At 73.3% G+C, this 14894-nt stretch carries 11 protein-coding genes; 6 read left to right on the forward strand and 5 right to left on the reverse strand.

From position 1 onward, the window contains the following. The first annotated feature begins 103 nt into the window (after positions 1–103). Together ACFYYJ_RS07375 and ACFYYJ_RS07380 are read left to right on the forward strand one after the other, a co-directional pair. Positions 104–1417: an MFS transporter gene (locus ACFYYJ_RS07375; RefSeq protein WP_389130489.1), complete on the forward strand. Its 1314-nt coding sequence runs from the start codon at positions 104–106 to the stop codon at positions 1415–1417. After that, on the forward strand, positions 1414–2673 hold the full coding sequence (locus ACFYYJ_RS07380; RefSeq protein WP_389129498.1) for an anhydro-N-acetylmuramic acid kinase: 1260 nt from the start codon (positions 1414–1416) through the stop codon (positions 2671–2673). Before ACFYYJ_RS07375 ends, ACFYYJ_RS07380 begins: the two co-directional genes overlap by 4 nt. Here the strand turns inward: ACFYYJ_RS07380 and ACFYYJ_RS07385 are convergent. Beyond that, entirely contained in the window at positions 2663–5152 is a 2490-nt protein-coding gene (locus ACFYYJ_RS07385; RefSeq protein WP_389129501.1) for an MFS transporter, read from the reverse strand. The two genes, ACFYYJ_RS07380 and ACFYYJ_RS07385, sit on opposite strands and share 11 nt — an antisense overlap. Before the next feature lie 137 nt (positions 5153–5289). Between ACFYYJ_RS07385 and ACFYYJ_RS07390 the strand changes: the two genes are divergently transcribed. The 3 genes from ACFYYJ_RS07390 (at position 5290) to ACFYYJ_RS07400 (ending at position 8020) form a co-directional block, all read left to right on the forward strand. After that, positions 5290–5730, forward strand: a complete 441-nt coding sequence (locus ACFYYJ_RS07390; RefSeq protein WP_385128244.1) for a hypothetical protein — start codon at positions 5290–5292, stop codon at positions 5728–5730. 116 nt (positions 5731–5846) lie between these two features. Continuing rightward, a complete protein-coding gene (locus ACFYYJ_RS07395; RefSeq protein WP_385362800.1) occupies positions 5847–7088 on the forward strand; it encodes an FAD-dependent oxidoreductase in 1242 nt (413 codons plus the stop codon). Between the two features lie 314 nt (positions 7089–7402). Beyond that, positions 7403–8020 (forward strand): hypothetical protein, encoded by a 618-nt coding sequence (locus tag ACFYYJ_RS07400; protein ID WP_389129504.1) that lies wholly within the window; start codon positions 7403–7405, stop codon positions 8018–8020. A 109-nt stretch (positions 8021–8129) separates the two neighbouring features. Here ACFYYJ_RS07400 and ACFYYJ_RS07405 read toward each other — a convergent pair whose 3' ends face one another. Beyond that, the gene (locus ACFYYJ_RS07405) at positions 8130–10226 is read right to left on the reverse strand and encodes a hypothetical protein (protein ID WP_389129507.1); all 2097 of its coding nucleotides are present in this window, start codon (positions 10224–10226) and stop codon (positions 8130–8132) included. 322 nt (positions 10227–10548) lie between these two features. Between ACFYYJ_RS07405 and ACFYYJ_RS07410 the strand changes: the two genes are divergently transcribed. After that, on the forward strand, positions 10549–11130 hold the full coding sequence (locus ACFYYJ_RS07410) for a ferredoxin (RefSeq protein ID WP_389129510.1): 582 nt from the start codon (positions 10549–10551) through the stop codon (positions 11128–11130). A 60-nt stretch (positions 11131–11190) separates the two neighbouring features. Here ACFYYJ_RS07410 and ACFYYJ_RS07415 read toward each other — a convergent pair whose 3' ends face one another. From ACFYYJ_RS07415 to ACFYYJ_RS07425, 3 genes are read right to left on the reverse strand one after another with little or no spacing between them, the layout of a single operon-like run. Continuing rightward, on the reverse strand, positions 11191–12735 hold the full coding sequence (locus tag ACFYYJ_RS07415; RefSeq protein WP_389129513.1) for an AMP-binding protein: 1545 nt from the start codon (positions 12733–12735) through the stop codon (positions 11191–11193). Positions 12736–12761: 26 nt separating this feature from the next. Further along, positions 12762–13976, reverse strand: coding sequence for a DUF5938 domain-containing protein (locus ACFYYJ_RS07420; RefSeq protein WP_389129516.1), 1215 nt, complete (start codon positions 13974–13976; stop codon positions 12762–12764). 8 nt (positions 13977–13984) lie between these two features. Beyond that, positions 13985–14794, reverse strand: coding sequence for an SDR family NAD(P)-dependent oxidoreductase (locus ACFYYJ_RS07425; protein ID WP_389129519.1), 810 nt, complete (start codon positions 14792–14794; stop codon positions 13985–13987). Positions 14795–14894 lie beyond the last annotated feature (100 nt).

Consider the following 14894-nt stretch of genomic DNA (forward strand, 5'->3'; position numbering starts at 1 on the left):
CGCGCCGGGCATCTCCGGTGCCCGACCCGGGCAGCCAGCCACCGTGGCCCGTCCCGCTTCCCGCCCGAACAGCCGGCCCGCGGTGTCCGCCGCGGCGGCCCCCGTGCCCGTCCGGCCGTCGAACGTCCGACCGTCGAACGTCCGGCACGCCCTCGTCGCCGGATCCGTCGGCAATTTCGTGGAGTGGTACGAGTTCGGCGTCTACGGCTCCTTCGCCACCGTCATCGCCTCCCGCTTCTTCACCCCGGAAGGCGGCGACGGGGGTCAGGCGCTCATCGCGGCCTACGCCGCCTTCGCCATCGCCTTCTTCTTCCGCCCCCTGGGCGCCCTGCTCTTCGGCCGGCTCGCGGACCGGGCGGGCCGCCGCCCGGCGCTCGTCCTCGCCGTCTCCCTCATGACGGGTGCGACCACCCTGATCGGCGTACTGCCCGCGTACTCCGCCATCGGCGTCCTCGCCCCCTGGTCGCTCACCCTGCTGCGCTGCCTGCAAGGCCTCTCCGCCGGAGGCGAGTTCGGCGGCGCCGTGAGCCTGCTGACCGAGACCGCACCACCCGGCCGGCGGGGCCGGCACGGCGCCTGGCAGTCGTTCACCGTCGCCCTCGGACTCCTGACGGGCGCGGGCCTCGCCGCCGGACTGGCGACCCTGCTCCCCGAGAGCGCCTTGTACGCGTGGGGCTGGCGCGTGCCCTTCCTGCTGGCCCTGCCCCTGGGCGCCGTGGCCCTCTGGCTGCGACTCCGCCTCCCGGAAACCGCCCCACCGTCACTGCCTCCGCCTCCGCCTCCGCCCACGGAACGCTCGACCCGAGTGGAGGGCCCGGCTCCTAAGGGGATGCCGGGCGCCGTCCTGCTCGGCATCGGGCGGATCATGGGCTGGTCCGCGGCCGGGTACACCTTCCTCGTCGTCCTGCCCTCGTACCTCCAGGCCACCCTCGGCACGAGCTTCCGCCAGGCCCTGGCCGCCGGCTTCGTCGCCAACCTCGGCTTCGCCGCCACGATCCTGCCCGCCGGTGCGCTCAGCGACCGCGTGGGCCGCCGGGCCGTGATGCTCACCGGCAGCCTCCTCGTCGTCCTGACCGCACTGCCCCTGCTGCACCTGCTGCGCGACCCCGGCACCCCCGTCGCCGCCAAAGCACTCCTGCTGGCGGCGGCCGGCGCGATGATCGGACTGCTGGCCGGGCCCGGTCCCGCCCTGCTCGCGGAGATGTTCCCCACCCGGGTGCGCAGCACCGGACTCGGACTGGCCTACGCACTCTCCAACGCCGTCTTCGCCGGCTGCGCGGGCCTCATCGTCACCGCGCTCGTACGGCACACCGGCAACCCGGACGTCCCCGCCCTCTACGCGGCGGGCGCCTGCGCCCTGGCCGTACCCGCCCTGCTCACCCTGCGCCCCGACGACCACCTGAGGCCCCTGAGATGACCCCGCCGCCCGAGCCGCCCGCCCCGGAGGGCACGCCGACCACCGTCATCGGCCTGATGTCCGGCACCTCCTGCGACGCCGTCGACGCCGCGGCCGCCCGCATCACCCACGACGGCACCGCACTGCGCCTGACCCCGCTCGGCATGGTCAGCGAACCGTACGACGACGAGTCGCGCGCCGCGCTCGCCGCGGCGCTGCCACCCGGCCGCACCACCCTCGCCGACGTCTGCCGCCTCGACACCCGCATCGGGCAGGCCTTCGCCCGGCTCGCCGTCCGGGCCGATCGCGAGCTCTGCGCGGGGCGGGCCGAACTGGTCGCCTCCCACGGCCAGACCGTCTTCCACTGGGCGGACGCGGGCCGCGTGCACGGCACGCTCCAGATCGGCGAACCCGCGTGGATCGCGGAGGCGACCGGCCTGCCCGTCGTCTCCGGCTTCCGGACCAGGGACGTCGCCGCCGGCGGGCAGGGCGCACCCCTCGTCGCACTGATCGACCGCATGCTGCTGCGCGGACGCCCGGGCGTCCCGGCCGCGTTGAACGTGGGCGGCATCGCCAACGCCACCGTCCTCACCCCCGACGGCACCCCGGCCGCCTTCGACTCGGGGCCCGGCAACGCCCTTCTCGACGCCGCCGCCCGCCACTTCACCGAGGGGCGGCTCGACCACGACACCGACGGCCGACTCGCGGCCCGCGGCACCGTCCACCGGCCGCTGCTCGACCGGCTGCTCGCCGAGCCGTACTACGGGCTGCCCGCGCCCAAGACCACCGGCCGGGAACTGTTCCACTCCGGCTATCTACGGACGGCCCTGGACGAGGTCGGCCCGCTCCCCGCCCCCGACGTACTGGCCACCCTCACCCGGCTCACCGCCCGTACGATCGCCGACGCGCTGCGCCCGTTCGGCGTCACGGAGGTACTGGCCTCCGGGGGCGGCACCCGCAACCCCGCCCTGATGGCCGCGCTCGGGCAGGAACTCGGAGCCGGGGTACGACTGCGCACCTCGGACGCGCTCGGGCTGCCCGGCGCCGCCAAGGAGGCGTACGCCTTCGCGGTGCTGGGCTGGCTCACCCTGCACGGCCTGCCGGGCACCCTGCCGCAGTGCACGGGCGCCACGGGCTCCCGGGTCCTCGGCAGCATCACCCCGGGCAGGGCGCCCCTCCGCCTCCCCGGCCCGCCCGCGGAGGCACCCCGCACCCTCACGGTCGACCGGTTCGACCGGGTCCACCCGCTCGAACCGGCGCCGCCCACTACACGTTGACGTCGGCCGCCCTCGGCGCCCGGGCCCTGACCAGCAGTCCGGCGGCCAGCGCCGCCAGCAGCAGGGCGCCGGCCGCCCACCAGAGGGTGTCGGTGTAGCCGCGCATCAGATCCTCGGCCCGGCTGTCCTCCGAGGAGGCGCTCAGACTGGCACGGATGACGGCGACGAGCAGCCCCACACCGATCGCCTCGCCCGCCTGCTGCGCCACGCCGACGATCGCCGAAGCCGCGCCGGCGCGCTGCGGGGAGACGCCCGCCGTGGCGGTGGCGAAGAGCGGACCGAAGGCCAGGCCGCTGCCGAAACCGGCGAGCAGCATGCCGGGCACCAGATGGGCGGCGTACGCGCTGCCGGAGTCGACGAAGCCGAGGATCACCAGTCCGACCGCGGCGGTCACCAGGCCCGACACGATCAGCACGCGGGGCGCGGTGCGGTGCTGAAGACGGGCCGAGACCTGCGTGGCGGCGATCACGGCCGCGGCGGGCAGCGGCAGGACCATCACGCCCACCATGCCCGGGGCGTAGCCGAAGACGTACTGCATGTAGGAGGAGAGCGCGGGGAGCAGGGACAGGAACCCCACGCCGGTCAGGGCCAACACCAGGATGGAGCCGAGGCGGTCGCGGTCCCCGCCGAGAGGCCCGGCCGACAGGGCACCGGAGGCCGCGGTCTGCCGCCACATGAAGGCCACGAGCAGGAGGACGCCCACCGCGAACGGACCCAGGGCCAGGGGAGCCGCCCAGCCGAGCTGTCCGGCCTCGTCCTTGCCGTAGACCAGGGCGGTGAGTCCGACGGAACCGAGCAGCACGCCGAGCCAGTCGGAGCGGGCACCGGCACGGGGAGGGCGGCCCGGCAGCAGGGTGGCCGCCCCGATCAGCGCGATGACCGCGAGCGGGACGCTGATGTACTGGGACACGCGCCAGGACGCCACCTCCGCGAGCCAGCCACCCGCGAGCAGGCCGATCGCCCCGCCGCCCGTCGAGACCGCCCCGTAGATCCCGAAGGCCCGGGCGCGTTCCCTCGGGTCGGTGAATCCGGTGGACACCAGGGACAGCGCGGACGGAGCCAGCAGCGCGGTGAAGGCACCCTGCAGGGCGCGCGCGGTGATCAGCAGGACGGGGTCGCCGGCCGAGCCGCACAGTACGGAGGCCAGCGCGAAGCCGCTCAGTCCGATGATCAGGGCCCGCTTGGCCCCCAGGAGGTCGGAGAGCTGCCCGCCGAGCAGCAGCAGCCCGCTGAAGGCGAGCACGTAGGCGGTGACCGGGTTCACGCCGTCGCCCGCGAACCCGAGATCGGACTGGACGTTCGGCAGGACAGTGTTGAAACCCATCACGTCGAGCAGGACGATGAGCTGCGTCAGCGCGACCACCCCCAGGCCCCACCAGCGCCTGGGGTGCGGGGCCGTGGGTTCCGCCAGGTCGGCCGGAGGAGGCCCGAAGCCCTGCGCGGGGACGAGGGGCGCCTGGGCAGGGGGCGTGGGCGCGTACGGGGGCGGCGTCGGCACCGGCTGGTGCTGGCGCGGGACGGACGGGATGCGGGGGTCGGGCCGGCCGGCGGGCTCCGTAATCGGCTCCGCGGCGGGCGTCTCGGGGGCCCAGTCCAGCAACCGGGCGGCGCGGCGGCCGAGTTGTGCCAGTACCGTGCCCGGCAGCCACTCCTCGGCCTGGTCCACCGCCGTGCGGTCGGCGACCTCCTGAGGGGTGGGCCGCGCGGCCGGGTCCTTCTCCAGGCAGGCGCGTACGAGCCCGGTCAGCGGCTGCGGGACTCCGGTGAGGTCCGGTTCCTCCTCCGCGACCCGGAAGAGGTGGGCGTTCAGCCCGGAGTCGGCGGCGCCGAACAGGAGCCTTCCGGTGGAGGCGTACACGAGGACGGCGCCGAGGCAGAAGACGTCGCTGGCCGGGGTGAGTTCGCGGCCGCGGACCTGTTCCGGGGACATGAAGCCGGGGGAACCGATGAGCATGCCGGTGCGCGTGTGCAGGCTGTCCCCGGTGAGGCTGTCCATCGCGCGCGCGATGCCGAAGTCGATGACACGGGGGCCGTCGACGGTGACGAGCACGTTGGACGGCTTCAGGTCACGGTGGATCAGGCCCGCCCCGTGCACGGCCTGGAGGGCGACGGCGAGCCGGTTGGCGAGCGTGTGGACCGAGTACTCGGGCAGCGGCCCGAAGTCCTCGGCGACCACGGTCCGCAGGTCCGGCCCCGGGATGTACTGCGTCGCCACCCACGGCACGGCGGCCTCCGGATCGGCGTCGAGCACGGCCGCCGTCCAGTCCCCGCCCACGCGCCGGGCCGCGGCCACCTCGCGGGCGAAGCGCCTGCGGAACTCGGGGTGCCCGGCGTGCTCGGCCTGTACGACCTTCACGGCGACGGTGCGCCCGCCCTCGGAACGGCCCAGATAGACCAGCCCCATGCCGCCCTCGCCCAACCGGGCGATCAAACGGTACGGGCCGATGCGGGTCGGGTCTGCTGCGATCAACTGGTCCACGGGAGCGAAGTATGCCAACTGTCCGGCGGCGGCGGACCCCGCCCCCGAATGCCGGTACACGGAAGGTACTCTCTGCCTTTCCGCGCGCGGCCGGACCACGGATCCGACGCGTACGGCAGCCGAGGACGGGAGGGGTCGTGGGAACGGTCGAGGAACTCTGGCGGGCCGGAGAGATGCCGCTGCGCGACGGGCTGTACCGCCGGGACGACACCGGCTCGGAACTGCACGTGGACGGACCGGGGGCCTACCACCCCGATGCCGGGCAGCCGATTCCCTTCCGTGTCGGCGGGCCTCTGGACGTGGTCGGTGCCATCGAGGAAGACGGCGTCGAGGTGGTGGACACCAACTTCGAGAGTCCGCTGCCGGACGGCTCCGGGCGGATGTCCGGCGGGGGCGGCGGCATGGGCAACATCGGTTACCTCGCCCGCCTCGGCGCCGACGGCTCCTTGCGCTGGATCGCCGTGATGTTCCACTCCAACCCGTTCGTCGGGGTGCGCTACGAAGGCACGAGCGCCGTCTTCACCAACGACTGGGGAAACCTGCTCCCGCTCGACCTGGAGAGCCCCGAGCTCCGCTGACCCGCCGAGCCCCCGCGCTCGGCCGCGGCGCGGTGTCGCGCTACCCGCCCCACCACCGCAGGTGCGGTATACGTCCTGTGAGGCCTACCCGATGCCGGTGAGAGGGAGTGGTTCCCGTGGAGCGTACGGGCTGCTGTGTGGTGGGCGGCGGGCCCGCCGGGATGGTGCTGGCCCTGCTGCTGGCCCGCGCCGGCGTCGAGGTGACCGTACTGGAGAAACACGGCGACTTCCTCCGCGACTTCCGCGGCGACACCGTGCACCCCTCCACCCTGTCCCTGCTGGACGCCATCGGCCTCGCGGACAGGTTCGCCGCGCTGCCGCAGCGACGGGTGACCTCGGTGCAGCTGCCCATCGGCCCGGACCGGTCCCTCGTCACGGTCGGGAACATCGGGGCGCTCCACGGGAAGTACAACTACATCGCGATGGTGCCGCAGTGGGACCTGCTCGACCTGCTCGCCGACGAGGCCGGCCGCGAGCCCTCCTTCACCCTGCGCATGAACACCGAGGCGACCTCCTTCCTCACCGAGGGCGGGCGGGTCACGGGCGTGCGCTACCGCACGGCCGACGGGTCCCTCGGCGAGCTCCGCGCATCGCTGACCGTGGCCTGCGACGGACGGGGCTCACTGGCACGCGACCTGCCCGAACTCGGACTGGAGGGCTTCCCCTGCCCCATGGACGCGTGGTGGTTCCGGCTGCCACGCCGGGAGGACGACCCGAGCGGCCTCGTGGGCGGCCTCGGAGACCGCTTCTTCACCGCGCTCATCGACCGCGGTGACTACTGGCAGTGCGCGGCGCTCATCCCCAAGGGCACCGACGTCCAACGCCGCGCCGAGGGGCTGGAGCGCTTCAACGCCCGGTTCGCGGAGGCGGCCCCCTGGCTCGCCGACCGGGCCCACTCCCTCGCCTCCTGGGACGAGGTCAAACTGCTCGACGTACGACTCGACCGGCTGCGCCGCTGGCACCGCCCCGGGCTGCTCTGCATCGGTGACGCCGCCCACGCCATGTCGCCGGTGTTCGGCATCGGCATCAACCTCGCCGTCCAGGACGCCGTCGCCGCGGCCCGCCACCTGGTGCGCCCGCTGCGCGAGGGCACCGTCGGACTCCACGACGTACGCCGCGTGCAGTACCGCCGACTCCCCACGACGGTGGCGACCCAGGGCCTCCAGCGCGTCGCCCACGCCCAGGTCATCGAACCGCTGCTGGCCGGCCGGGTCGCGTTCGGCAACCCCCGGCGGGCCGCGCGGCTCACCGGGCTCGTCACCGAGTCGCGTTGGCTGAACCGGCTGCCGGCCTACTTCCTCGCCTACGGGGCCCTGCGCGAGCGCCCCCCGAAGGAATCGCTCCGCGCGAGCGGCTGACCGCGCCGAAGGACGCGGCGCACGCGCGGGGCCGCGGGGGTTGTCCGCGGACAACCCGGCGTTGTCCGACGCCGTCACCCCCGGTGAGCTGGGCGGTACGGAGCGGACCCGCACGGCCAATTCCCGTGGCTGTCAGGGTCGGTGCCGACGGGGGCAGCGACGACTGCCCGATCACGGCAGTCGTCCGGTCGGGGCCCTTGTGTCCGTGCCGCATCGGCACACCCACGGGGGAGGACACAGGGGCCCGCGTCCGGCCGGACGGCAGACCACAGACCACAGACCACAGACCGCAGACCACGGTCCGAGGAGGACTTGTGTCCCACATACGCATTCGCATGCTGGCCGGGGCGGCCGCGCTGCTCGGCGCGTTCGCCCTGGCGGGCCCGGCGCACGCTTCAGGTACCGAGACCGGTCCGGCCGGTTCCCAGGGAGCCCACCACACGTCGGTGGGCACCGAGGCGGACGCGGCGGCGTCCACCGGCATCCGCGTACCGGCAGCCGCCACCGGTGAGCGGACGCCGGACGGGTCGCGCCACGTCGCCATCCGCCGGCAACGGGTGCCGGACGGCACGGCGCACGCCGGCATCGCCAACGCCGGGACCTACCGTGCCTCGTTCACGATCAACGGGCACACGAGCAAGGTCCAGATGAACGTCTTCACGGGCAACGACGGGCACGACTGGGCCTGGGGCGAGGCCTGGCTCTACGGTGACGGGGAGGCCCTGTACCTCGACGTCTGGCGCCCCGGCCAGGCGAGCTGGGACCCCTGGCAGGACTATCAGGTGCCGTCCGGCGTCCACACCAGTACCAGTACCGCCTACTACGACGGGCCCGGCTACCGGATCCGTGCCTGCGGCGCCAACCCGAACTTCGGCGACCCGTACGGCAACCCCCAGTGGGGCTGGAACATCGCCTGCACCGTCTGGAACTGACGGCTGTAACCGACGGCTGTAACCGACGGCTGTAACCGACGGTTGGGGCGGGCGGCGGGGCGGAGCCGGTTCTCCGCACCGCCGCTCGCCCGGCTCGATGTGTCCTGCCTCAGCCGACCGTGGCGATGGAACTGGCGGAGATGCCCAGCGGCGTCCACTGCGCTCCGTTGCCCGTCCAGCGGGACACGGCCAGGCCGTCGGCGATGCGGTACACGGAGTGCTCGCCGACGGCGAGGTCGATCCCCGACGCGCCGATCGGCGTCCAGGATCCCGGCGCGCCGTCGTACTTGAGGATCTGGCCGGTGGTGGCGTCCACGGCGAAGAGCCCGGCGCCGCCGGCGAACAGCTTGCGCGCCGGGCCGCCTATGAGGTGCCAGTTGCTGCCCTTTGCGTTGGCCTGCCAGATCTCCTTGCCGTCCGGTGAGAGGCGGGCCACGTAGTCCGGTCCCACGGCGAAGTCGGCGCCGGGGCCCCCGGCGTCCACCCAGGAATCGCCGTACCCCGCGTACCGGAACAGGGCGCCCGAAGCCGGGCTGGTCGCGAAGAGGCCCGCGCCGCCCGCGTACAGGCGGGCGGCGCCGCCGCCGATGGGGACCCACTCCGCGCCCTGACCCGTCCACCGCATCACGGCGTTCCGGTGCTCCGTGATCGCGTACAGGCCGTCGCCCGCGGTCACGAACTGCTCCCCGGGGAAGCCGATCTGGGACCACGAGCTGGACGGCTCGTCGTACTTGAAGATGCGGCCGTCGCCCGGATTGGTGGTGAACAGTCCCGCCGCCCCGGCGTACACCCGCTCGGCCGCCGGACCGATCACCTTCCACGCACCTTCCCGTCCCGTCCACCGGAGGACGCTGTGACGGTCCGGCGAGACGGCGTAGGCCGTGCCGGGCCCATCCGGGGCCGGCGCTGAGGGCGGACGCACGGGGGTGGTGGGGCGGACCGGATCCGGATCGCGCGGTGTGCGCGAGGGGGCGGTGCGCGGCACGGTGGGCGAGGGCGCGGGCGTGATCGACGGCGAGGGAGAAGGGGTCGGCGTCGGGGGCGGCGTGGGCTTCGCGCCCGGTGTGCCGGGCCCGGACGGCAGCGGCGCCGGTGTCGGGCCGCCCTCGACGCCGACCACGGTGTCCCGCCGTCCGAGGACGACCCCGAGGAGAGCCGCGCCCGCGCCGAGTGCCAGGACGAGGGAGATCGCCAGGGCGGCGAGCGAGGCCCGGCCGGGGGAGAACCGGCCGGCGGGCCGTGCCCCGTGGGTCCCGGGCGGGACCGACGAGTACACGGCGGGGAGGGTGTCGAGCCGTTCGAGTACGACGCCCTCGACGACGTCGGAGTGATCCCAGCCGCCCCGGGCCCGCTGCCACAGCCAGTGCGCGTCCTCCCGCTGCTGCGCCACGAGGTGGTGGACGCGGGCGAGTTCGGTGGACAGGGCCGGGTCGACCGCCGTGGCCGCCGGCATGTCGTCCCCGGCGCGGAGCACCCGGTCTCCCGTCCCCGCTCCGGTGCCCGTTGCCGGCACCGGCAGCCGCGGCGGCCGGTGGGCGCCGTCGCACTGGGCCCGGACGTCGGCGACCGCCTGCCGCGCGGACTCCTCGACGGCCCGGGCGGCGACGAGCTGGTCGAGCAGCTCGTCCAGCCGGATGCGCGGTCCCGCCGACGGTGCGTCCCCGGGATCGGCGACCGCCGGCGTCCCCGTCCCCGTCCCCGTCCCCGTTCCCGTCCCCGTTCCCGTCCCGCTCCCCGTCCCCGTCCCGGTACCGGGCCCCGAGGGTTCCGTCGTCCCCGGCCGTTCGACTTTGGCCTGTTCCTGGAGCATCGTCATCAGCGCCAGCAGCCCCTCCACCAACCGGCCGGAAGCGGCGAGGTCCTCCTGGGCCCGGCGCAGCGCATCGTCCAGGCCGGGCTCGGGACTTGCCTCGGCCTCCGCTTTCGCGGTCAGCGCCTGGTCGTGCAACCGGCGGGCCCTGGCCAATGACTCCTGACGGCCCCGCGGATCGCGCACGCACTCCTTGATCACGAGGCCGAGGCGCCCGAGCGGGATGACCCGGGCCCCGGACCGGTACTCGCTCCAGGCGGTCTTGCCACCTCCGAACCGCTGGGCCAGTTCCCGCACCGTCAAGCCGGCGGTCACCTCGCGCAGCAGCGCCGCCAGCTCGTTCGCAGCGCGCGATCTGCCTCTCGGCGCTCCCTGCGGACGTCCTGCTTTGGCCATGAGCTCGTCCCCCTGTCGTCCGCGGACAGTTCCGCCTGTCCGCGCCCCGTCCGCCCTGGGCCGCGTGGGCGCTGCCCCATCAGCGCCTCGGCCGGCGCCCGAAAAGTCCTGGGACGCGCTGCCAGAGCGCGCAAAGAAAACCCGCGCGAGCCCAAAACGTCCATCACGCGACGGTCCCCGTGTCCGGAAGTGTGCGCCGGTAACCGGGGGCCGTGGCGCACACGCGCTCGGAATCGCCCGGCAACGGGGCCGACCGGGGCTGAGGGCGCTCCCGATCTCGTCGTCGCCCCTGACGTAGGGTTCGGTCGCGAAGGAGGCGGGTGTGAACGATCGTGCGGGGTACTGGGATCCGCTCGCGGCCGTGCGGGCGTCAGCCGGAGCGAGACTGCTCTGGAAGGAGGCGGTCACCGTCCTTCCTCCGGCGGAGACCTACCTGATGGGTCGCTGGGCCGAGCGGAACTGGCGCAATGTGCCCGGACCGTTCTACGGCGGCGAGACGGACACCTGCGAGACGGGCCCCGAGGTCGCACCTCGGCACGTCTTGTGCGACGAGAACGGTCAGGAGTTCGTCTTTCGTCAGCCCCGGGAGCCCGCCGAGGTCGACAGGGTGCTCTTCGCGGCCTGGAACGATCCTTTCCGTCAGTACGGCATGGACGGCGACCGGCACTGGACCACACAGTCCGTTCGGGCCTGGTGGCGGGAACGCGCACGACTTCGGGAGTGGGCCGTGCACTTCGCCACCGCCCCGTCCGGCTCCCACCACTTCCGGCACGGGCTGGTCGACCTGCTGTCGTACCTCGACGGTGACCTGGAAGCCCACCTCCGCGGCTATCTCTTCTGGCTGGAAGAGGGGCGCGCCCCGACCGACTCCGAGACTCTGCCCGACCTGGACCGCGCGGACTGACGGCGTACGGGGAGGGGCGGGCGGGAGGGAACGCGGCCCCACGTCTGCCATCGCGTCCGTTCACACGAGGCGCCGCTTGACCTCGCTCTTGAGGACCTTGCCGACCTTCGAGCGCGGCAGGTCCGGCCAGATCTCCACCTGCTTCGGCGCCTTGACCGAGCCGATGCGCTCCTTGGCGAAGCCGATCACCTCGGCCGCCTCCAGCGCGGCGCCCGGCCGTAACCGGAGGACCGCCGTCACGCGCTCGCCCCACTTGTCGTCCGGCAGGCCCACCACCGCGCAGTCGGCGACGGCGGGATGCTGCATCAGGGCCTGTTCGACCTCGGCCGAGTACACGTTGAAACCACCCGTGATGATCATGTCCTTGGCCCGGTCGACCACGTGCAGGAACCCCTCCTCGTCCAGGAAACCGATGTCACCGGTGTGGTGCCAGCCGAAGCGGGACGCCTCGGCCGTGGCCTCCGGGTTCTTGTAGTACCCGGCCATGACCAGCGAGCCGCGCACCACGATCTCGCCCCGCTCCCCGGTGGGAACCGTCCGTCCCTCGTCGTCCATGACGGCCACGGTGACCAGCGGGCCCGGCCGGCCCGCCGCCGAGAGTCGGCGGGCCACGACCTTGCCGTCCCCGTCCACGTGGTCGCGCGGGTGCATCGACGCGACCATCATCGGGGCCTCGGTCTGCCCGAAGAGCTGCCCCATCACGGGCCCCAGCAGCTCGATGGCCTCTTCGAGTCGGGTGGGGGACATGGGCGCCGCCCCGTACCAGAAGCACTGGAGCGACGAGTAGTCCGTCGTGGCGGCCCGCTCGTGGTCGAGCATCCCGTAGATGACGGTGGGCGGCAGGAACGTGTGGGTGACCCGCTCGCTCTCGATCAGCCGCAGGAAGTCCCCCACGTCGGGAGCGCTCATGACGACGATCCGCCCGCCGAGGGCGAGGATCGGGAAGCACAGCACCCCGGCGGCGTGGGTGAGCGGCGTGAGCGCGAGGTACGTCGGGCGGCCCTCGAAGGGGTATCCCATCAGGGTGAGCGCGGTCATCGCCTCCAGGTTCCCCGCCGTCAGCATCACCCCCTTGGGCGCTCCGGTCGTCCCGCCCGTGCCGACGAGCATCGCCAGGCCGTCGGGCAGCGGCTGCGCGGCTTCCGAGCCCGCGTCCGGGGCCGGGTCCGTCTCGGCCGCCGTCCAGGCCTCCAACGACACGTGCCCCTCGACGCTGTCGTCCAGGCAGACGTACGTGGTCACCTCCGGCAGGTGCGGGGCCATCTCGGCGACCTGCGCGGCGTACGCCGGATGGAAGACCAGGGCGCGGCAGTCGAAGAGTTCGAGCAACTGCCGCATCTCGCGAGCCGTGTTGCGGGGGTTGACCGGACACCACACCGCGCCGCGCCGGGCGATGCCGAACACCGTCGCGAAGGCGGAGAGGTCGTTGTGGGAGAGGACCGCGACCGACTCGCCCGGCTCGATGCCGGAACGGGCGAGCGCCGCGGCGACGGCGTGTGCGTGGGCCTGGACCTCCGCGTACGTCATGGTGCGGTCGGGTCCGCTGAGGCACACCTCGTCGGGGCCCAGCGAAGCCCCCTTGTCCAGGTAGTCGACGGGTGACATCGCGGGCACCGGCGACATCGGCGGCATCACGTGTGCGCCGTCACGATCGGGTCCATCACGAGGCCGAAGTTCTTCAGTACGCCGAGCAGTTCGCGGTGCCCGAACGCCTGGCAGGCCGACGCGAACCCGGCGCGCCGTGGCGGCTGCTGGAGCAGCGAGTAGGCGCTGTAGGCCTGGAGCAGGCCCGTCTGCTTGTAGTTGGAGTTTCCGTGCAGTACGACGTGCACGCGGCCCAGCGGACCGGACGCGTACACGGAGTCGATGGACGTGTTGACACGGGGGTTCTCGCGAGGCGGCATGTCGGCCTGCAACCCGGACGCGATCTCGGAGAGGGCAGCCTCCTGGGCTTCGGGGTCCAGCGGCCGGATCCGCTCCTCGAACATCGCGGTGGTGGCGATCACGCCGTCCATCACCGTGCGGTCCATGACGCCGCCGGTGACGGTGCAGGTCGCCACGCGCGGGTCGTCCTTGAACCAGACGGGGTGCAGGGTGCCGCCCCACGGCACGGTCAGCGCGGTCCCGTGCTGCCCGGGGACCACGCACTCGCGGGTGGCCCGGTGGTCCCAGGCGACGTACTCGTTGTCGACCAGGTGGTACCAGTCGGCCTTGAGGATGGTGAAGATGGTCTGGGTGGAGGCGTAGGTGGGGAAGCCCTTCCACAGCACCAGCATGTCGAGGGTGTCCAGGCCGGGGCCGGCCTCCAGGGCGATGTTCGCGGCGATCTCGCCGGTGGTGTACATCTGCGCGATGCCGGGCGAGAGCAGCAGTCCGGCTTCGGCGAAGCGGCGGCCGTACTCCTTCTGCGCCAGCAGCGTCCAGTCCTGCTCGCCGGTCGTGTCCAGGAAGTGGCAGCCGGCGCGCAGCGCGGCCTCGACCGTGTCGGGGCCGTACTTGACGAACGGGCCGACCGTGGAGCACACGACCTTCGCTCCGCCGAACAGTTCGGTGAGCGCGTCGACGTCGTGGGACACCTCGACGACCTCGTAGTCGGCCGCCTCGATGCCGGGGATCTTGTCCATCACGTCCTGGACCCTCTTGGCGTCGCGGCCGGCGGCGATGAAGGGGACGCGGTACTCGCGCAGGTACTCGCAGATCAGGCGGCCGGTGTAGCCGGAGGCGCCGTATACGACGACGGGCTTCTTGGGGGCCTGGGCGTCGGTGGCGGTGGTGTCGGTCTGCCGGTTCTCGGTCACGTCGGTGTTCTCGTCCCCTCGGGTGTGCCTGGTGGTGGTTCGCGTCATCGGTGTCGTCACATGCCCATGCCGCCGTCGACCGACAGGCCGGCGCCGTTCACGAACCGGGAGGCGTCCGAGGCCAGGAAGACCACGGCGTCGGCCATGTCCGCGACCTCTCCGAGGCGCCCCGAGGGGGTGAGTGCCACGACCGCCTCGACGGCGGCCTCGGGTCCGTCGAAGAGGCCGAGCCGGGCGGTTTCGACGGCGAGCTTGGTGCCCATCTCGGTGGCGACCAGGCCCGGATACACGCAGTTGACGCGTACGCCGTAGCCGAGGCGGCCGGACTCGGCGGCCGCGACGCGGGTGAGCCGGTCGACGCCGGACTTCGTGGCGGAGTACCCGGCGATGCCGGGGAAGGCGATGGTGGCGGCGACGGACGCCACGTTGACGATCGCCCCGCCGTCGCCACCGGCCGAGCCGCCCCGGCGCATGGCGCGGAGCCCGTGTTTGATGCCGAGCATGGTGCCGATGACGTTCACGTCGAGCATCCGGCGGATCTCGTCCGGGTCGGTGTCGACGAGGAGCTGGGTCACCTCGATGCCCGCGTTGTTGACGACCACGTCCAGGCCGCCGAACTCGGAGACCGTGTGGGCGACGGCCATGGCCCAGTCGCCGTCGTCGGTCACGTCCATCGGTGTGGAGGCCACCTGTGCTCCGGTGGCCGCGGCGATGTCCACGGCGGTCTGCTCGACGGTGTCCTTGAGCACGTCGCCGAGCATCACGCTCGCCCCGGCCGTCGCCATCGCCCGCGCCATTGCGGCGCCCAGTCCTCGTGCCCCTCCGGTGACGAGTACGCGCTTGCCCGCCAGATCCAACTGCCCCATGGAGCCTGTCCCTTCACTTCGGAAGTGATGCGCGGCACAACGTAGGACCGGGTTTGGACAGTCGTCAAGATATTCTTGGACAACTGCCCAAAGTTTCTTG

Origin of the sequence: Streptomyces sp. NPDC002467, assembly GCF_042889825.1 — a bacterium.
Lineage (GTDB): Bacteria > Actinomycetota > Actinomycetes > Streptomycetales > Streptomycetaceae > Streptomyces.

Bases quoted from the DNA above. Each gene is read 5' to 3' on its own strand.
- ACFYYJ_RS07380 (WP_389129498.1), top strand. From the start codon at position 1,414: ATGACCCCGCCGCCCGAGCCGCCCGCCCCGGAGGGCACGCCGACCACC.
- ACFYYJ_RS07405 (WP_389129507.1), bottom strand. From the start codon at position 10,226: ATGGCCAAAGCAGGACGTCCGCAGGGAGCGCCGAGAGGCAGATCGCGC.
- ACFYYJ_RS07415 (WP_389129513.1), bottom strand. From the start codon at position 12,735: ATGTCACCCGTCGACTACCTGGACAAGGGGGCTTCGCTGGGCCCCGAC.
- ACFYYJ_RS07420 (WP_389129516.1), bottom strand. From the start codon at position 13,976: ATGACGCGAACCACCACCAGGCACACCCGAGGGGACGAGAACACCGAC.
- ACFYYJ_RS07425 (WP_389129519.1), bottom strand. From the start codon at position 14,794: ATGGGGCAGTTGGATCTGGCGGGCAAGCGCGTACTCGTCACCGGAGGG.